Genomic DNA, 17644 nt, shown 5'->3' with positions numbered 1-17644 from the left:
GCGCACGCGGGGATGGTCCCAGCGTGCGGCCCGCGATCGAGTTCGGCCGACTCTGCTCCCCGCGCACGCGGGGATGGTCCCGTCAATGCCGCGATCGAACAGCTCATGGATCTCTGCTCCCCGCGCACGCGGGGATGGTCCCCATGGCTTTCTCCTTCGGTAGAGGGGTCAGGCCTGCTCCCCGCGCACGCGGGGATGGTCCCATCTACGTTGAGGACGTTGAGCAGGTCAACCGCTGCTCCCCGCGCACGCGGGGATGGTCCCGGGTTGCGCCGCTGGGCGCTCGCGCACCGCGTCTGCTCCCCGCGCACGCGGGGATGGTCCCTTGTGGCTACTGGCGGTACCGCCCGGAGGGGGATGCTCCCCGGGCACGCAGATGCACCTAGCGTTGTGTCCCTTGGACTGCTGCTGGCCCAGCCCCGCCCAGTCTCAACCTGTTACGAGTTCTAAGGGTGGCGCATTGTGTCAGGGGGTGGGGATTCGGGCTTGGGCGGGAGGGTGGTCGGGGCGTTGGAGTTGGGTCGGTTCTGGTAGGGCGGGCCAGTAGTGCTCGGTGAACAGGCGCGCCACCAGCTCGCCCCGGCTGGTGACGCTGACCTTCGTGAAGACCGCCTTCAGGTGGTCGCGGACCGTGTGCGGGGAGATGAACAGCGTCGCGGCGATCTCGGCGGTGGCCATGCCGCGTGCGACGAGCTGGGTGATCTGGAGTTCCCGCGACGTCAGGCCGTACGCCTCGGCGATCAGGACCGCCAGGTCGGAGGGCGCCGCCGGTTCGAGGATGAGGGCCACCGGGCCGGGCCCGCCGCCGGGGCCCGTGAGGGACGAGGCGTGGCAGGCCAGCCAGCGGCCCTCGGTCGTCCGGATGCGCACTCGGGCGGTGCCGTGGTCGCGGCCGCCGGTGACGGCGCGGGCCTGGAGGGCCGTGCCGATCACCCAGATGGGCAGCTCCAGCCCGAGGGGCGACGGGAAGGACGGCCCCGCCGGTAGCGACGCGAGGTGATGCCGGGCCTCGGCGTTGATGGAGGTGGCCTCGCCGGACGCGTCGAAGAGGATCAGGCCGGGCGCGGGCGGGTCGGCGCGGGACGCGGACCCGATCGGCAGCGTGAACCCGCGCAGCCGTGCCGCCAGCGGGCCGGACAGCGCGGCGAGCAGCGCGATCTCGTCCGCGTCGAACTCGCCGGTGGTGCGGAACAGGCTCACCAGGCCCCAGGGCCGGTCGCCGATCCGCAGGACGGCGCGCAGCTCGTCGTGCACGCCCTGGCCGAGCAGCAGGCGCCGGAAGCGGGCGCTGCGGGCGGGCAGTCCGCCGGTGGCCGCGCGCAGTCCGGCCGCCGGTACGGGCGCGCGGGCCAGCTCGCGGAACGGGACGACGTTCTCCTCCAGCAGCTCGCTCTCCCAGTAGGCGGCGCAGCCCTCACCGCCGCCCATGTTCTCCACCAGCATCGGCGCCGTGATCAGTCCCGTCTCGGGGTCGGCCGCCGTCCACACCGCCGAGTCGAACGGCATCAGGCGGCGCAGCCCGGATGACACTCGGCCGAACAGATCGAACGCGTCGGCGGCCCGTTCGGCGGCCGACAACACCGGCCGACGTGGATCAGTCATGTCCGTTCCTCCGGTGGCCAGCCTGGCTGTTCCCGCGCATGGCTCCAACCCCCCGTTTGAGGGGGTTGTTCCGGTCCGATCCCCCGCACGCGCGGGATGGGGCTCGCTCGCGGGGTCGGCGAAGGTCGAGGCACCGCCTACGGAGAGGGAGAACATGGACATCGCGATCGTCGGAGGGGGCGCGGCCGCCGTCGGGCTGCTGGACGCACTGGCCGCCGGGGACGGGGCCGGGACGATCCGCGTCTTCGAGCCGTCACCGCAGTTGTGGCGGGGACGGCCCTACGGCCCGGACCTCGATTCGGTGCTGGTGAACGTGCCGCCCGCCCTCATGTCGATCCGGCACGGCGACTTCGGCCACTACGCCGCCTGGCTCGGCGAACGCGGCTCCGAGCACCTTGACCCGCTCCTGGGCAAACCGCTGGTTCCGCGCGCGCTCTACGGCGACTACCTGGCCTTCACCGCCGAGAAGGCCATGGCAGTTCTGAGCGAGCGGGGATGGCTCGTCGAGATCGTGGCCGCCCACGTGACCGAGGTCGTTCGGTCGCAGGACGGTCTTCTGGTCCGCACCCAGGACGCGCAAGAACACCGGGCCACGCATGTGGCGCTGTGCGTGGGCGGGGGCACTCCCCCGGATCTGTACGGTCTCGCCGGGCAGCCCGGGTTCGTGGTCGATCCCTATCCGCTGGCCGACACGCTCGACCGTGTTGCCACGGGGAACGATGTGACGATCATTGGCAGCGGCCTGACCGCCGTTGACGTCGTCGTGTCGCTCGCCGCGCGTGGGCATCGGGGGCGGATCGCGCTCCTGTCACGCAGCGGGGTGCTGCCGCATGTCTGGCAGCGTCCGGTCGATCGGCGTCCCGAGCATGTGACCGTGGAACGGGTCGCGGCGCTGCACCAGGCGCAGGGGAACGTCACGCTCGACGATCTGATCGGACTACTGCGCGCGGAGCTGGCCGACGCGGGCGAGGACTTCGCCGAGTTCACGGCCGAGTTGTTCAGCACCGCGACGGAGGACCCGGTGCAACGGCTTCGGCGGCAGATCGCGGCCATCGACGATCCCCGGATCGGACGCCGCGTGCTCCAGCAGACGGCCCACACCGTCGGCCCGTACGCCTGGCGGCTGCTGTCCGAATCCGACCGTGCCCGGCTACGGCGGCACCTCCGCACGGCCGTCAGCGTGGTCTCGCCGATGGTGCCGGTGAACGCGTCCGTCCTGATGCGGCTGCTGGACGCGGGCCAGCTCGTCATCGAGCGCGTGGACGGACGATTCGCGGCGTCGGAGATCGTCATCAACGCCGTGAACCCGTCGCCGCAAGCGGTCCCGACGGCGGCGCAGCCGCTGGTCAGGTCCCTGGTGGACGCCGGTCTGGCCACGCTCCACCCGTCCGGCGGCCTGGTCCCCGCCGACCCGCGCGTGCACGTGATCGGGGACCTGACCGGCGGCGGCTCGTTCGTCACGTCGAGCATTCCCGGCGTCGCCGCCCAGGCGTCCCGCACCGCCCAGGCGCTTCGGACCGGGAGAACCGGATGAAGAGCCGGAAATGAGTTACGATCATCCCGTTCCGGCCGGGTAAGTCCGGCCGAGCACAATTTCATACCGCTCCTGGAACGGGGGAAGCCGGTCGAAAACCGGCGCTGACCCGCAACCGTGGACGGCGGCCCCGCCGCCGTGAGCCGGAATGCCCGCCCCGGAGCGCGCACGACTCTCATCTGTCGAGGTCTACAGGGTGAGTCCGGACCGGCCGGGTCCGTGCTCGCCCCCTGCCCGCTTCGCGCGGCCGGGGGCGTCGTCGTTCCTGGGCGGCCTCCGGTACATGCTCCGCAGGCCGCTCTCACTAGGAGCGAAGCATGCGCAGAACCGTGCTGCTCGCCGTCGTCACGGGTGTGGCGGCGGCGACGCTGGTCGCGCCCCCGGCGTCGGCCGCGCCGCAGCCCACCGCCGCCCGCAAGGGCACCGCCGGGCACTGCCCGGACCGCAACGGTGTCACCGTCGCGGTGGACTACCAGGAGCTGGGCGGCGAGCCCGAGGTCCGGTGCGCGCCGGGCGAGCAGGCGACCGGTATCGACGCGCTGGAGAACGCCGGGTTCGTCATCACCGGCACCGACCGCTGGGGCAAGCACTTCGTGTGCCGCATCAACGGCAAGCCCGGCGCGGAGACGGAACCGTGCGTCGACACTCCCCCGGCCAGCGCCTACTGGTCGTACTGGCACGCCTCCAACGGCGGCCAGTGGGAGTACAGCAACCAGGGCGCGGGCTACTACAAGCCGCCGCTGGGCAGCTACGAGGGCTGGTCGTTCTCCAAGGACAAGGGGATCGAGGACAACCCCAAGCCGCGCGTGACGCCGTTGCGCCCCGGCACGCCCACGATCCCGCCGGTCGAGCAGACCAAGCCGCTGCCGGAGAAGGCCGCCGCCGTCGCGTCCACCAGGTGGCTGGCCGGGCAGCTCGACGCCGACGGCGGCATGCCCGGCTTCAACGGCACCGACTGGGGCCTGACGATCGACGCGCTGCTGGCGATGAAGGCGTCCCGCACCCAGCCTCAGCAGGTCAAGAAGACGACCGCGCTGCTGTCCAAGCGCGTCGCCAGCTACATCACCTACGACGACTGGGGCCAGGAGGGCGTGCGCGTCGCGGGCGCGACCGCCAAGATGCTCGTCGCCGCTCAGGCGGGCGGCGCGAACCCGCGCAAGTTCGGCGGCTGGGACCTGCGCGCCACGACCCTGTCCCTGATGGCCCGCAGCGGCCGTGACAAGGGCCGGTTCAAGGACCAGGGCACCCAGATCGACAACAGCAACACCTTCGGGCAGTCGTTCGGCGTCATCGGGCTCGCGCGCAGCGGCGGCGTTCCCGCCGAGGCCGTGGACTTCCTGATCCGCCAGCAGTGCAAGGCGGGCGGGTTCCGGCTGTCGCCCGACCAGTTCGGCGGCGGCACCCCGACCGCCAAATGCGACGACGACCCGCAGGCCGTGCTCGACCCCGACTCCACCGCGATGGCCGTGCAGGCGCTGCTGACGGGCAAGCCCTCGATCAAGGCCCGACTGGCGGCGCTCAAGGGCGCGGCGTGGCTGGCCAAGATCCAGCGCAAGGACGGGTCGTTCGGCGGCTCCGGCCCGACCGAGGCGTCCAACACCAACAGCACGGGGCTGGCGGGCCAGGCCCTGCGCGCGTCGGGTCTGGTCTGGCAGGCCGCCAAGGCGTCGGACTACGTGCGCAGGCTCCAGCTCACCAAGCGCAACGCGGGTGAGGCCACCGACCACCTGGGCGCGATCGCCTACAACACCGACGCGCTGCGGGAGGCCCAGCTGAACGGCATCCCTGAGAACCAGCTCGACCAGTGGCGACGCGCGACGCCGCAGGCCGTGCTGGTGGCGACGCACACCCCGCTCGGCAAGTTGTGACGTGCGGCGGGCGCGGCCGGGTGACGGCCGCGCCCGCCTCACTCACCGAAGGTCGGCTTGCGTCCGTAGGAGGCCCGTCGCGCGGCCCGGCGCAGCGTCGCCAGCACGGCCGGTCCCAGCACGAGGATCGCGACGGTGTTGGTGATGGCGCGGCCGGTGTCCCAGCCCGCCGTCGAGGTCAGCAGCGTGAACACCGCGAAGCGGTGCAGGTTCTCCAGGACCGGATCGCCGGGCACGTAGGAGATGTGGCCGTCGTGGTAGGGCACCTCCGCGCCGGTGATGAACGGCCAGAACCACAGGTTCATCAGGAACCCGAACACGTACGCCACCACGATCCCGTACGCCACCAGCATCGCGATCTCCGCCTTGCCGGTGACGCGGCGCGGCAGCAGCCCCGCGCCCATGCCGATCCACGCCGAGCACATCATCTGGAACGGCAACCACGGCCCGACCCCGGCGGTCAGCAGCGCCGACGCGAACAGCGACGTGCAGCCCAGCACGAACCCGAAGCCCGCGCCGAACACCCGCCCCGACAGCACGAGCATGAAGAACACCGTCTCGATGCCCGCCGTGCCCGCGCCCAGCGGCCGCAGCGCCGCGTTGACCGCCGACAGCACCCCCAGCATGGCCAGCGCCTTGGAGTCCATGCCGCCCTCGGACAACTCGGCGAGCACCACGATGATCAGGATCGGCAGGATGCCGATGAACACGAACGGCGCGTCCGGGCCGTGCTGCATGCTCTGCGGCTCGACGCGGACCAGCAGCGGCCACACGAACATCATCAGCCCGGCGGCCGACGCCAGCGCCAGCACGACCGCCGAGCGCGGCCCGATCCGGACGGCCTGGTCGGCGCGGCCCCAGGTGCGTTTCCGCACCGTCGCGAGTTCCTGCGCCGTGCTCATCGGACCGCCTCCGGCAGCGCGGCGCGGACGTCGGCGACGGTCAGCCACTCCGGGCCGAGGATCTTGGCGACCTGGGGCGCGAACGCCGGGGACGCGCCCAGCACGTCGGCGGCCGGGCCGTCGGAGACGATCTCGCCTTCGGCCATGACGACGACCCGGTCCGCGACGGCCGCCGCGAACTCCACGTCGTGCGTCGCGATCACGACGGCGCGGCCCCCGGCGGCCAGCTCGGCGACCGTGCGGGCCAGCGCTTCCTTCGCGCCGTAGTCCAGGCCGCGCGTGGGCTCGTCCAGCAGCATCACCGGCGGCGACGCCGTGAGCTGCACCGCTAGCACCAGCGCCAAGCGTTGCCCCTCCGACAGGTCGCGGGGATGGGCGCGGGCGTCGATGCCGGGGGCGAGCCGGTCCAGCAGGGCGCGGCAGGAGCCGGGTTCGGCCGACGACTCGCGGTCGGCGGCCTCGCACTCGTCGGCGACCCGCTCCAGGTAGAGCAGGTCCCCGGCGTTCTGCGGGACCAGGCCGACCAGGCGGCGGGCCTTGGCGCTGGACAGGTCGCGGGGGTCCTTCCCGGCGACCGCGACCGTGCCGCCCTGGCGCGGCCCCGATCCCTGCAACGCCCACAGCAGCGACGACTTGCCCGAGCCGTTGCGGCCCATCAGCGTCAGCACCCGGCCGCCGTGCAGGTCCAGATCGACGCCGCGCACCGCGACGGTGGAGCCGTAGCGGACGACGACGCCGGTGCCGGTCAGCGCCGGTGGATCGACGGTTTCGGCGGTGGAAGGCGGCGGCGCGGACTCCGCCAGCGCGGCGCGCAGCGGCGCGGCGCGGCGGCGGGCGTCGCGCACCGACAGCGGCAGCGGGTCCCACCCGGCCAGGCGGCCGAGCGCGACGATCGGCGGCCCGATCGGCATGTCCCGCAACACGTCCGGCGGCGCGCCGTCGAGGACGCTGCCGTCGCCGGGCACGTAGAACATCCGGTCGGCGAACGGCACGACGCGCTCCATGCGGTGCTCGGCCATCAGCACGGTGGTGCCGAGGTCCTGCACCAGCCGGGCGAGCGTGGCCAGCACGTCCTCGGCGGCGGTCGGGTCCAGCGCCGAGGTGGGCTCGTCCAGCACCAGCACCTGGGGGTGGGTGGTCAGCACCGACCCGATCGCCACGCGCTGCTGCTGCCCGCCCGACAGGGTCCGCAACGCGCGGCGGCGCAGGTCGGCGATGCCGAGCAGGTCGAGGGTCTCCTCGACGCGGCGGCGCATCACCGGCGGCCTCAGGCCGAGCTGCTCCATGCCGTAGGCCAACTCCTCCTCGACGGTGTCGGTGACGAACCCGGCCAGCGGGTCCTGGCCGACGACGCCGACCAGGTGGGCGAACTCGCGCGGCGGCCGGTCGGCGGTGCTGACGCCGTCCACCGCGACCGTGCCCTCCAGGTGCCCGCCGGTGAAGTGCGGGACCAGGCCGTTGAGGGTGCCGAGCAGGGTGGACTTGCCCGCGCCGGTGCGGCCGGTCACCAGGACGAGTTCGCCCTCCCCGACCGTCAGCGACACGTCGGCCAGCACGGGCGTGTCGTGCCCGTGGTACCAGAAGGAGACGTCGGCCAGCTCGATCATGCGGTCACTTTCTCGGCGGCGTCGGCGACGTCGGCGTTGTCGGTCGGCTCGGGAGGCGGGGTCAGGAAGGCGGGCAGCACGCCGAGCAGCACCCCGGCCAGCGGGGGCCACGACAGCAGCGGCCACGACAGCGCCGTCAGGGACGGGTTGAGGTTGGTCGGGTCCACGCCGGAGGTCAGGAACAGCGCCGCCGCGACGGCGACGCCGCTGGCCGCGACGACCAGCTCGGCGGCCCGCCACCGGTCGGGCCGGTACCGGGTGCGGCGCACCCGCCGCCCGGCCAGCCGGAACCCGGCCAGCGCGACCGCCAGCCCGGCCAGCAGCACCGGCAGCGCCAGGAAGCGCGGGGTGGAGCCGTCGAGGGTGGCGTAGATCCCCACGCACACCCCGCCCAGCCCGACGATCATCAGCAGGCCGGTGGTGAACCGGGCGCGCGGCCGCGCCGTCCCGGACCGGCCGTAGCCGCGCGAGTCCATCGACGCGGCCAGCCGCAACGACCGGTCGAGCGCGTCCTCCAGCACCGGGATGACGATCGTGCGCAGCGCGTGGAACCGGCGGCCCCCGGTCCCGCCGCGCAACTTGCGGGCCTGGCGGACGCGCAACACGCTCTCGGCGAGCTGCGGGAACACCGACAGCGCCACCGTCACGGCCGTGCCGATCTCGTACAGCGCGGGCGGCATCGCCTTGAGCAGCCGCTTGGGGTTGGCCAGCGCGTTGCCCGCGCCCAGGCAGATCACCATGGTGGCGAGCCGCAGCCCGTCGTACAGCCCGCCGAGCAGCGACTCGGCCGACACGTCGCCGAACAGCCGGATGCCCGCCGCCCAGGCGGGCAGCGGGATCTCCGGCAGCCGCAACACGATCGTCGAGCCCTCGGCCCCGCCGAAGACGAGCCGGAAGCCGACGCGCAGCGCCACGATCGTCGCGCCGAGCACCAGGTAGATCCGGAACGCCATCGCCCAGGGGGCCTCGCCGCGCCGCACGACCACGACGTGGCAGACCACCGCGACGATCGTCAGCAGCAACCAGGGGTTGGTGGTGCGGCTGGCCGCCACCGCCAGGCCCAGCGTCCACACCCACCACGCGCCGGGGTGCAGGTCGCGGGGCAGGAAGTAGGCGGCGGCCCGCGCCCGTGGTGAACCCGCTCCCATCAGGCGCGCCTCGCGCGGCGTCGGCGCAGCGCGGCCACGGTGGTGCCCGCCGCCAGCAGCACGACGGCGCCGGCGGCGACCCATGGGGCGAGGTCGCTGGCACCGGACTGCTCGCGGACGACGTCGTTGACGTCGCGGGCGTTCTCGCCGCCGGTGAAGGCGACGTTGCGGGACGGGTCGTCGGCGGCCTGCTGCGCGCCCGCGTTGCGGGGGCGGGGCGGGGGCAGCGCGCCGGGGCGCTGGACGGGGCCGTCGCTCGGCTGGGTGGCGGGGTCGGTCGTCGAGCCTTGGCCGCCGTTGCCGGTCCCGTTGCCCGAGCCGTTGTTCGAGCCGCCGTCTGTGCCCGAGCCGCCGTCCGTCCCGGAGCCGTTGTCGCCGCCGGAACCGGTTCCGCCGTTGCCACCGCCGGAGCCGGGCTGCCTGGCGTTGGGGTCGTTGGTGGTGGGCTTCGGCTCGGCGCGGGCATTGCAGGCCCTCCCGCCGGTGCCGGGGCGCACCGCCGCGATGCGCGGCCGGGGGTTGCTGTCGGCGGTGGCGTTCAGCGAGAACGACCAGCCCTCGAACCCGCCGGGGACGAAGTCGCGGTTCTTCACGCCCCACTGGCTGTAGTTCCAGGCGCAGTTGTTGCCCGCGTGCCAGTACGACCAGTACCCGGCGGCGGGCGGGGTGTCCACGCACGCCTCGCGGTACCCCTCGTTCCCCTTCACCGGGATCTTCTCGACGGCCGACGGCCGGTTCTCGATCCGGCAGATGAACGCCTCGCCCCAGCGCTGCACGCCCGCGATCTGGAACCCCGCGCCCTTGAGCGCGTCCAGGCCGGTGCCCCGGGTGCCCTGCGGGTTGCAGCGCACGATCGTGGTGCCGCCGAGCTGCTGGAAGTCCACGACGACCGTGACGCCGGTGTCGGTCTTGCAGTAGCCGGGGTGCCCCTTGGAGTGGTCGATGGCCGCCGCGCCGGGGGCCGCCGCGGCGGCGGCCACCAGGACCGCCGCCGTCAGCGCGAGCGTTCGTGCCGTGCGGGTCCGGCCGCTCACTGGACCGTCAGGGTCGCGGTCGAGGTGACCGTCCCGCCGGTCCCGGTCGCCGTGATCGTGTAGGTGTAGGTGCCCTTGGCGGTCGGCTTGACGGTCTTGCTGCCGCCGGGGACCGCGAGCGCCCCCGACCACGCGCCGCCGCCGGTGGCCGGGGCGACCTTGGACGCCGACAGGGCGGTGGCGCTGCGGGAGGTCCAGGTCAGCGAGGTGCTCTGGCCCAGCTTGATCTTGCGGTCGAGGTCGTTGACCGACAGGCTCACCGTCGGCTTGCCCGCCTGGACCGCCGGGTTGCGGGGCGTGACGCCGGGGACCGGGTTGGTGGAGGCGGTCTTGTTCAGGGAGAACGACCAGCCCTCGAAACCGCCGGGCACGACGTTGCGGTTGAGCGCGCCGTAGTTGCTGTAGGTCCAGGTGGTGCCGGACCCGTCGGCGTGCCAGTACGACCAGTAGGCCGCCCCGGGCGGGGTGACGATGCACGCCTCCTTGTAGTTGGGGTTGGCGGCGACCGGGATCGCCTCGGTGGCCGACGGGCGGCCGTTCAGGCGGCAGACGAAGGCGAGACCCCACTGCGCGACGCCCGCGACGGCGATCCCGGCGTCCTGGAGGGCCTGGATGCCGGTGCGCTGGGCGCCCGGGGTCGGGTTGGGCGAGCAGCGGGTGAGGGTCGGCGCGGCCGTGCCGCCGTTGCCGTCCAGCTCCTGGAAGTCGACGACGACGGTGACGCCGGTGAGCGCGTCCGCGCCGGTGCAGATGCCGTTGTAGCCCCCGGCGCGGGGGGCGGGCGCGGGCGCGGGCGGGGCCGCCTGGGCGGCGGGGGCGGTGAGCGTGCCGGTGGCCAGGGCGGCCAGGCCGAGAACAGCGGTGACGGACCGTCGCATCAGGGGTTCCCCTTGGGAGTGGTCGTGTCGGAGGGCCCGACGGGTGAGGTGGTGCCGGGCGGGGTGCCGCCCGGTGGGACGGGACCCGGCAGGGTGGTGCCGGGTGAGACGGGGCCGGGCGGAACGGGGCCGGGCGGAACGGAGCCGGGCGGAACGGAGCCGGGCGGGACAGGTCCCGGCGGCACCGGCCCAGGCGGGACGGGGCCGGGCGGCCGGGGCCGCTCCGGCCTCCCCCGGCTGCTCAGCAGCCAGACGAGGACGGCGAGGAGCACGACCGACACCAGCGCGCCCCCGACGACGATCACCCAGAACCACGCGCCCCGGCCGTCGTCCCGCGCGGCGGCCCGGGTGCGGGCGTCGCCGCGCAGCACCATCGTCACCGGGGACGACGGCGCGCTCGTCCAGGACCGCCCCGCGACGCCGGGAGCGGCGGCGATGCTGGTCGGCACGTCGCCGCCGGTGCCCGGCGGCCTGGCCATCCCGCCGTCGGAGCGCAGCAGCGCGCCCAGCGCGCGGGCGGTGCCGGTGGTGTCCTGGCCGGAGACCTGCCTGCCCTCGGCCAGGCTCGCGGTGAGCAGGACGTCCACCGCGCCGTTCGCGCCGCGCACCACGCCCTCGTCGCCGGACCTGGCGTTGAGCGCGGCGATGGCCTTGTCCAGCGCGGTGATGCGCCGCCGTGACCATCCGGCCGGAACGCCGTTGACGCGGGCCACGGCCTGCACCGCGTTCACGCCGGACGTATTTCCGGCGGCGGCGTCGCTAGTCGTGGGCGTCGTGCGCGGTTGGGCGTTCACGGCGGCCAGCGCCGTGGCCGTCGCCGTCAGGTCCCCGCGCGCGCACGAGGTGGAGCCGAGTTCGGCGGGGAAGGTGCCGTCGGCGCACTGGCTCTTGAGCAGGACGTCCAGGGAGGACGCCGACTCGCCGGGGGCCGAACCCGCCGTCGTCGCCAGGACCGCCCACGCGTGCCGCCGTACGGACTTGTCGGCGTCGCCGTAGGAGCCCTTGTCGGCGAAGCGGCCCGCCTCGTTGCGCAGACCCGCCAGGTCGTCGCGCAGCTTGGTGACGGTGGTGGCGATGTCCTTGGGCGCGGCCGGTTCCGGTTGCAGGAACCTGGCGATGATCTGGAGCTTGGCCAGGGGCTCGGCGTAGGCGGCCGGTTCGCGCTCGTAGGGCTGGCCGTAGGCGTAGGACTTGACGGAGTCGGGCTCCAGCAGGAACCGCGAGGCGCGGGTGACGGCGACCGGCTGCTCTCCCAGCGCCCGCAGGGCCAGCACCAGGTCGGCGGTGGCGGCGTAGTCGACGTAGGTCTTGCCGCTCTCGGCGACCTCGACGTGGTCGCCGTCCACCAGCTTCCCGGCCAGGTAGGAGCCGAGGCGGGCGGCGGGGGTGCTGGTCGTGGTCGGCTGAGCCTGGCTCTGCGGCGGGTCGACCACGGTCCTGGGCTGCTGGGAGTTGGGCGGGGGCGCCTTGTCCCCGGCCCGGTCGCTGGGCGGTTTGACGGCGGCGGGCGGGGCCTTGTCGGTGCCCTGGCGGGGTCGGGGCGGCGGCCGGTGGGTCCTGGAGGGGTCAGGCGTCGGCGCGCCGGTTTCGGTAGGGCGGGGCTTCGGTCCATCGGTCGCGGTCGGACGGGGCGTCGGCGGGGTGGTGACGCCGCCGGTGGGCGACGGGCTCGGGCCGGGGCCCGGGTCTCCCCCGCCGGGGATCTTCCCCTTCACCAGGTCGTAGAAGCCGACCTGGGAGAGCCCGAGGGACGCCTGCGCGCCCGCCCGGACCCAGGTGTCGAGCCCGCCGATGCCGCCGCTGCGGGCGTCCTGGTACTGCTGCGGGTTGTAGGCGATCGCGCCGATGTGGTCGGCGAGCGCGTTCCCCGAGTCCTCGCCCGAGGTCGCCTGCGCGGACTTCAGGTAGGCCGTGCCCTTGTCCACCTGCTCCTCGGCCCCGCCCGCGTCGGCGAGCGCCTGGACGATCAGGCCGGTGCTGTTGGTGTTGGGGGCCTCGGTGCTGACGCCGCCGCCCCAGCCGCCGCCCGCGTCCTGGTGGGCCTTGAGCCAGGCGACGGCCTTGGCGATCGGCTCGTCCAGGCCGTCGGCCCCGGCCCCGCGGGCGGCCAGCAGCGCCGACAGGGCGAGGCCGGTGGCGTCGCCGTCGGGCGCGGACTGGTCGTGGGCCTTGCCCTCGTCGCAGGTGGAGACCTTGTTGCCATTGGGGGTGACGTGGTCGCCGGTCTCGGTGGTGGGGACGTAGCCGAAGAAGATCCGGAAGTACCCCTCCGAGCACTGCTGGGTCACCAGCTTGTCGATGGCCGGACGGTCGTTCTCCCCCGCCCCGGCGAGGCCGATGACGCCCAGCGCCTGCCCGAAGACGTTGGCGTTGTTGCTGACCGAGGAGGCCAGGTCGGGGTTCTTGGAGTAGTCGCTGATCCGCCCCTTGTCGGGCCCGGACCGCATGATCGCGCCCTTGGTCTCGGCGACCATGTCGTAGCCGCCGAAGTCGCGCGGATCGTGCCCGGACACCTGCGCGGCGACCAGGACCTTCGCGGCCGCGCCGCCGACGATGACGGCGTCGTAGCCCTGGCCGGGCACCAGCCCGTCCCAGGTGAAGTAGTCGCTGGCGTGCCCGCCCTCGTCCAGGTAGCGGGCGACGGGGGCGGCGAGCGCGCCGTCGCCCGAGGCGTGCAGCGCGAACAGCGTGTCGATCATCAGCCCGTGGTCGGGCAGCGCGCCGCCCATCGGGTTCTCCAGCGTGCCCTCGGCGGAGAGCTGCCGGGCGAGCCACTGGGAGCTGGCCCGAGCGGCGGTGCGGTCGGCGGCCGTGGCGGTCCCGGCGAGGCCGGGCACGGCGGGTACCGCGACGAGGCCGGCCATGACGGCCAGCACGGCGGCCAGCGGCCGGCGCCTGTGTGAGGTGCGTTTCACGCCCTTGTCCTTTGCACTGCGCAGGAGAGGACGGCACGCACCGGCACCGGACGGTCCACCCCTGCATCTCGCGACAGTGGTCTGACATGAGAGCCGCCCGCGGAATGGACCCGACTCGCCACCTCGCGGTGGCCTACGGTTGCGCGACAGTGCCGGACTTCGACCGGCTTCCTTCCGCGGGGGCGAGAACTATGGAGTTGTGATCAAACAGGCGGAGCATAACATTCCACGCACTCCGCGACGAGAAGCGAAGTTCGCACGGTCCGGTCAGCCGGCGGCCTGGACGAGGTAGAGCGCGGCCAGTGCGGTGGCCAGCAGCCCGAGAACGAGCCGCAGCGCCGTTTCGGGAAGCCGGGGTTGCAGGCGCGCGCCCAGGTAACCGCCGATGAGGCCGCCGAGACCGCAGGCCAGGCCGATCGACCAGAGCGGCGCGATGGGGCCGGAGGCGGTGAAGGAGAGGACCGCGTACGTGCCCGCTCCGACCACCGACGTGAGGAAGGTGGAGGCCAGCGCCGCAGGGGCGACCTGGGCGACGGGCATTCCCCGGCCGACCAGGATGGGCCCGAGGATGGAGCCGCCGCCGATGCCGTAGACGCCTCCGACGGTGCCCGCCGCCAGCGCGAGCACGCTGACGAAGCGCCCGGACGGCGGACGGTGCCGGGGCCGCGACGGGCGCAGGGTGCGGGCGCACAACCACAACCCCAGCGGCAGCAGGAACAACCCGACCAGGACGCGGAAGACCGTGGGGCTGGGGAGGGCGAAGACGCGGATGAGCGCCCCGGCGACGACGCCGGGCAGGGCCCCGGCGACCAGCAGCCGGGTCAGCGGGCCGGCGAGCGTCCCCTGCCGGTGGTGGCGGGCCAGGGCCCCGGGACCGGCCACGACGTTGAACAGCAGGTTGGTGGGGGTGACGGCGGGACTGGGGACGTCCAGCACGCTGAGCTGCACCGGCAGCAGGAACACCGCGCCCGAGACCCCGACCGGGGCGGTCACCACCGCGATCAGCGCTCCGGCGGCGAACCCGAGCAGTTCCGCCTGCCCCGTCACGCCCGCCGCCCCGACATCGCCCACCCCGGCATCGACCGCGCTGACATCAGCACAGCATGCCCTACCGGCTCGAACGGGTGACGGCCGAGGTCGGCGGGCCGCTCGCCCGCGCGCATGCCTGATCCTCTGGCACAAAAGTGCGTTTGGCGTGGAGGCCAGGGTGACGCAGGCGTATCGTCGCCATGGAGGGAGTGACATCGAGCCGCAAGGAACCGACGCTCGGCGATTCCCCCCTCCGGGCGGGGAAGACGTGGTCAACAGATGCCGGTGAACAGGGACCGGGCGGCTGTCGTGGCGGCGGCCATCGCCGCGCAGGCGCGCTCGGCAGGCGAGCCGGTCGCGCTGGTGCACGTGTGCCGGGCGGCGGTGGAACTGCTGTCGGCGGCCGCCACCGGAGTGCTGATGCTCAGCGACTACTCAGGAGCCTACGAGCCCGTCCAGGTCCACGGCCTGCTGGGCGAGAAGCTCACCGAGCTCCAGGTGACCTACGGCGAGGGCCCCGGCGTGACGGCGCTGGCCCAGGACCGGCCGGTCCTGGTGCCCGACCTGGCCGCCGGGGGCACCGGGCGTCGCTGGCCGATGCTGGTGCCGGCGGCGCTCCAGCTCGGGGCGCGTGCGGCGTTCGCGTTCCCGCTGCTGGCCGGACGGCTGGCGGTGGGCACCCTGGAGATCTGGCGCGAGACCCCCGGCTGGCTGAGCGACGAGCAGGCCGCCGACGCCCTGCTGCTGGCCGACGCGGCCCTGACACAACTGCTGGCCCAACTGCACGCGCCGCAGCAGCACCTCGCCCTGCCCCCGTACGCCGACGGGCCGGAGGCGTTCATGGACCGCTGGCCGCAGGTCCACCAGGCCACCGGCATGGTCTCGGTCCAATTGGGCACGAACCTGACGACGGCGTTCCTGCGGCTGCGCGCCCACGCCTTCGCGCACGGCACGGCCAACGGCCACAGCCTGCGCCAGGCGGCCGAAGCGGTGGTGGACGGGCGGCTGAGCTTCGCCTCCGACCCTGATCCGCCACCCGGAGCGCGCCCCGGTCCGGGACCCGGCGGCACCGCTCCGGACCTGTGACCGCGCCGCCCGACCTCGTCAGCCGAACCCCCAGCCCCCAGACCGACCCGAGGAAGTGAACGGCCATGTTGGAGCAACGGATCGCTCAGGCGTTCGTTGAGCTCGCCGACACCCTGGTGGCCGGGTTCGACGCCATCGACCTGCTGCACACCCTGACCGAGCGCTGCGCCGACCTGCTGGAGATCGAGGCCGCCGGGATCCTGCTGGCCGACCAGCGCGGCGGCCTGCACGCCATGGCCGCCACCGACCAGCGGGTCCAGTTGCTGGAGCTGCTGCAACGGCAGGAGCACGACGGCCCCTGCCTGGACGTCTACCGCACCGGGCGGCCGGTCGCCTGCACCGATCTGGCCACCGACCGGCGCTGGCCGGCGTTCGCCGCCGCCGCCCGCGCCTGCGGATTCTCCGCCGTCTACGGCCTGCCGCTGCGGCTGCGCGACCAGACCATCGGCGCGATGAACCTGCTCAGCACCACCCCCGGCGGTCTCTCCGCCGAAGCGGTGGCCATCGCCCAGGCGCTGGCGGACGTGGCCACCATCTCGGTGCTGACCGAACGTGTCCTGCAGCAGCAGACCACCATCACCGAGCAGCTCCAGGGCGCGCTGAACAGCCGTGTCCTGATCGAGCAGGCGAAGGGCGTCCTGGCCGCCCACCACCGCCTCACCGTCGCCGACGCCTTCGTCCTGCTGCGCGCCTTCGCCCGCAGCAGGAACCGCAACCTCACCGAGGTCGCCACCGCCGTCATCGACCGCGCTCCCGACATCGCCGAGCTGCTGTCCCCCGGTGCGTCCCCCGGGCAGACCACCCAGCGCTGACGCCGGAACACCGTCCCCTCGCCGCGGTCTGCGGCTTCCCGACCGGTCAGGCCGGGTGGCCCGCGGGGGCGCGGTCGCCGAGGGCGATCAGGTGGCGCACCAGGTCGGTGAGCACGTGCTTGGCGGAGTCGCGGTCGCGGGCGTCGCACAGCAGCACCGGCGTCTGCGGGCTGAGGTCGAGGGCGTCGGCGACCTCCTCCTCGGTGTAGTCGTAGCCGTCGTCGAACTGGTTGACCGCGACCAGGAACGGCAGGCCCCGGCTCTCGAAGTAGTCCACGGCGGGGAAGCAGTCGCCGAGGCGGCGGGTGTCGGCGAGCACGATCGCGCCGAGCGCGCCCTGCGACAGCTCGTCCCACATGAACCAGAAGCGGTCCTGGCCGGGCGTGCCGAACAGGTAGAGCACCAGGCCGGAGCGGACGGTGATGCGGCCGAAGTCCATCGCGACCGTGGTGGTGGTCTTGTCGGCCACGCCGCTGGTGTCGTCTACCCCGACGCCGCGCTCGCTCAGCACCTCCTCGGTGCGCAGCGGGCGGATCTCGCTGACCGAGCCGACGAAGGTCGTCTTGCCGGCGCCGAAGCCGCCCGCGACAAGGATCTTGACGGCCAGGGGCAGCGGCTCGGCGGCCTCAGAGCGCCTGGAGTCCATGGAGCATCTCCCTGAGCAGGTTCTGGGTGACGGCCTGGGGACGTTCCTCAGGCCGCCGGACGGCGATGTGGCCGCGGGACAGCAGGTCGCCCAGCAGCACCCGCACCACCACCAGCGGCAGGCCGAGCCGGGCGGAGATCTCGGCGACCGACTGCGGGCTGCGGCACAGGTCGAGGATCGCCAGGTGCTCGGGACCGATCTCGGGCGTGGCGGCGGGCCGGTCCACCGCCACGATGATCGCGATCATCTCGAAGCCCTCGCCGCTGGTGGCGGGCCGGGCGCGGCCGCGCGTCAGCGCGTAGGCGCGGACCAGGGGGCCGGCCTCCTCGTCGAGCCACCGGTCGCCGCTCATGTCCGCTCGTCGGGTTCGGCGGCCTCGGCGCGGCCGCGCCGGGTGCCGCGCTGGATCGCCGACATCATGGACCGCAGCTGCTCGGGCGTGCGCTCCTCGCGCGGGGCGGCCTGCTCGGCGGCGGGGACGGGGCGCTCGGCGTCGGGCCGCAGCTGCGGCGCCATGTTGGCCTGCCGGACGCGCCGGGGCAGGTCGGGCCGGGGCCGCCCGCTGCGCCGGGTGGCGGCGGGC

At 74.0% G+C, this 17644-nt stretch carries 15 protein-coding genes and 1 CRISPR repeat array (1 of these 16 cut by a window edge); of the genes, 4 read left to right on the top strand and 11 right to left on the bottom strand.

The genetic code is table 11. The features are described 5' to 3' along the window. Positions 1-325: direct repeats of the CRISPR family, unit length 29 nt; unit sequence CTGCTCCCCGCGCACGCGGGGATGGTCCC; it reaches 619 nt to the left of the window's first position. 140 nt (positions 326-465) lie between these two features. Further along, entirely contained in the window at positions 466-1602 is a 1137-nt protein-coding gene (locus AH6_RS13570; protein ID WP_067479213.1) for a helix-turn-helix domain-containing protein, read from the bottom strand. Positions 1603-1756: 154 nt separating this feature from the next. Between AH6_RS13570 and AH6_RS13565 the strand changes: the two genes are divergently transcribed. Beyond that, on the top strand, positions 1757-3136 hold the full coding sequence (locus tag AH6_RS13565) for an FAD/NAD(P)-binding protein (protein WP_067479211.1): 1380 nt from the start codon (positions 1757-1759) through the stop codon (positions 3134-3136). 317 nt (positions 3137-3453) lie between these two features. Beyond that, entirely contained in the window at positions 3454-5004 is a 1551-nt protein-coding gene (locus tag AH6_RS43690; RefSeq protein WP_067479209.1) for an SCO2322-related protein, read from the top strand. Between the two features lie 38 nt (positions 5005-5042). Here the strand turns inward: AH6_RS43690 and AH6_RS13555 are convergent, their stop codons facing one another. The 7 genes from AH6_RS13555 to AH6_RS13525 form a co-directional block, all read right to left on the bottom strand. Further along, the gene (locus AH6_RS13555; protein WP_067479207.1) at positions 5043-5906 is read right to left on the bottom strand and encodes an ECF transporter S component family protein; all 864 of its coding nucleotides are present in this window, start codon (positions 5904-5906) and stop codon (positions 5043-5045) included. Continuing rightward, on the bottom strand, positions 5903-7513 hold the full coding sequence (locus AH6_RS13550) for an ABC transporter ATP-binding protein (protein WP_067479204.1): 1611 nt from the start codon (positions 7511-7513) through the stop codon (positions 5903-5905). The genes AH6_RS13555 and AH6_RS13550 overlap by 4 nt, the downstream gene beginning before the upstream one ends. After that, on the bottom strand, positions 7510-8661 hold the full coding sequence (locus AH6_RS13545) for an energy-coupling factor transporter transmembrane component T family protein (RefSeq protein WP_067479202.1): 1152 nt from the start codon (positions 8659-8661) through the stop codon (positions 7510-7512). Before AH6_RS13545 ends, AH6_RS13550 begins: the two co-directional genes overlap by 4 nt. Beyond that, positions 8661-9695 (bottom strand): ABC transporter substrate-binding protein, encoded by a 1035-nt coding sequence (locus AH6_RS13540; protein ID WP_218005808.1) that lies wholly within the window; start codon positions 9693-9695, stop codon positions 8661-8663. The genes AH6_RS13545 and AH6_RS13540 overlap by 1 nt, the downstream gene beginning before the upstream one ends. Further along, positions 9692-10573 (bottom strand): hypothetical protein, encoded by an 882-nt coding sequence (locus AH6_RS13535; RefSeq protein WP_218005807.1) that lies wholly within the window; start codon positions 10571-10573, stop codon positions 9692-9694. The genes AH6_RS13540 and AH6_RS13535 overlap by 4 nt, the downstream gene beginning before the upstream one ends. Next, positions 10573-13488 carry an RAD23 family protein gene (locus AH6_RS46595; RefSeq protein ID WP_067479200.1) on the bottom strand — a complete coding sequence of 972 codons (2916 nt, stop codon included), beginning with the start codon at positions 13486-13488 and terminating at the stop codon, positions 10573-10575. The genes AH6_RS13535 and AH6_RS46595 overlap by 1 nt, the downstream gene beginning before the upstream one ends. Positions 13489-13755: 267 nt before the next feature. After that, positions 13756-14559: a TSUP family transporter gene (locus AH6_RS13525; protein WP_245679300.1), complete on the bottom strand. Its 804-nt coding sequence runs from the start codon at positions 14557-14559 to the stop codon at positions 13756-13758. A 237-nt stretch (positions 14560-14796) separates the two neighbouring features. On the opposite strand from AH6_RS13525, the gene AH6_RS13520 reads away from it, so the two are divergent. Together AH6_RS13520 and AH6_RS13515 are read left to right on the top strand one after the other, a co-directional pair. After that, on the top strand, positions 14797-15603 hold the full coding sequence (locus AH6_RS13520) for a GAF and ANTAR domain-containing protein (RefSeq protein ID WP_067479197.1): 807 nt from the start codon (positions 14797-14799) through the stop codon (positions 15601-15603). A 65-nt stretch (positions 15604-15668) separates the two neighbouring features. Beyond that, entirely contained in the window at positions 15669-16415 is a 747-nt protein-coding gene (locus AH6_RS13515; RefSeq protein ID WP_067479195.1) for a GAF and ANTAR domain-containing protein, read from the top strand. A 46-nt stretch (positions 16416-16461) separates the two neighbouring features. On the opposite strand, the gene AH6_RS13510 is transcribed toward AH6_RS13515, so the two are convergent. The 3 genes from AH6_RS13510 to AH6_RS44650 all read right to left on the bottom strand — a co-directional run. Then, positions 16462-17061 carry a GTP-binding protein gene (locus tag AH6_RS13510; protein ID WP_067479193.1) on the bottom strand — a complete coding sequence of 200 codons (600 nt, stop codon included), beginning with the start codon at positions 17059-17061 and terminating at the stop codon, positions 16462-16464. Continuing rightward, the gene (locus AH6_RS13505; protein WP_067479191.1) at positions 17042-17413 is read right to left on the bottom strand and encodes a DUF742 domain-containing protein; all 372 of its coding nucleotides are present in this window, start codon (positions 17411-17413) and stop codon (positions 17042-17044) included. Before AH6_RS13505 ends, AH6_RS13510 begins: the two co-directional genes overlap by 20 nt. Beyond that, the coding region (locus tag AH6_RS44650; RefSeq protein WP_169807846.1) for a hypothetical protein at positions 17410-17644 on the bottom strand (235 nt) is incomplete at its 5' end. The genes AH6_RS44650 and AH6_RS13505, both read right to left, overlap by 4 nt.

Source organism: Actinomadura hibisca NBRC 15177, assembly GCF_001552635.1.
In the GTDB taxonomy this organism is placed as follows: domain Bacteria; phylum Actinomycetota; class Actinomycetes; order Streptosporangiales; family Streptosporangiaceae; genus Spirillospora; species Spirillospora hibisca.
The sequence above is the reverse complement of the archived record's forward strand: the minus strand, read 5'-3'. Positions and strand labels throughout refer to the sequence as shown.

Excerpts from the sequence above, each read along its gene's own strand:
- AH6_RS13570 (WP_067479213.1), bottom strand. The coding sequence starts at position 1,602 with ATGACTGATCCACGTCGGCCGGTGTTGTCGGCCGCCGAACGGGCCGCC.
- AH6_RS13565 (WP_067479211.1), top strand. The coding sequence starts at position 1,757 with ATGGACATCGCGATCGTCGGAGGGGGCGCGGCCGCCGTCGGGCTGCTG.
- AH6_RS43690 (WP_067479209.1), top strand. The coding sequence starts at position 3,454 with ATGCGCAGAACCGTGCTGCTCGCCGTCGTCACGGGTGTGGCGGCGGCG.
- AH6_RS13555 (WP_067479207.1), bottom strand. The coding sequence starts at position 5,906 with ATGAGCACGGCGCAGGAACTCGCGACGGTGCGGAAACGCACCTGGGGC.
- AH6_RS13550 (WP_067479204.1), bottom strand. The coding sequence starts at position 7,513 with ATGATCGAGCTGGCCGACGTCTCCTTCTGGTACCACGGGCACGACACG.
- AH6_RS13545 (WP_067479202.1), bottom strand. The coding sequence starts at position 8,661 with ATGGGAGCGGGTTCACCACGGGCGCGGGCCGCCGCCTACTTCCTGCCC.
- AH6_RS13535 (WP_218005807.1), bottom strand. The coding sequence starts at position 10,573 with ATGCGACGGTCCGTCACCGCTGTTCTCGGCCTGGCCGCCCTGGCCACC.
- AH6_RS13520 (WP_067479197.1), top strand. The coding sequence starts at position 14,797 with ATGCCGGTGAACAGGGACCGGGCGGCTGTCGTGGCGGCGGCCATCGCC.
- AH6_RS13515 (WP_067479195.1), top strand. The coding sequence starts at position 15,669 with ATGTTGGAGCAACGGATCGCTCAGGCGTTCGTTGAGCTCGCCGACACC.
- AH6_RS13510 (WP_067479193.1), bottom strand. The coding sequence starts at position 17,061 with ATGGACTCCAGGCGCTCTGAGGCCGCCGAGCCGCTGCCCCTGGCCGTC.
- AH6_RS13505 (WP_067479191.1), bottom strand. The coding sequence starts at position 17,413 with ATGAGCGGCGACCGGTGGCTCGACGAGGAGGCCGGCCCCCTGGTCCGC.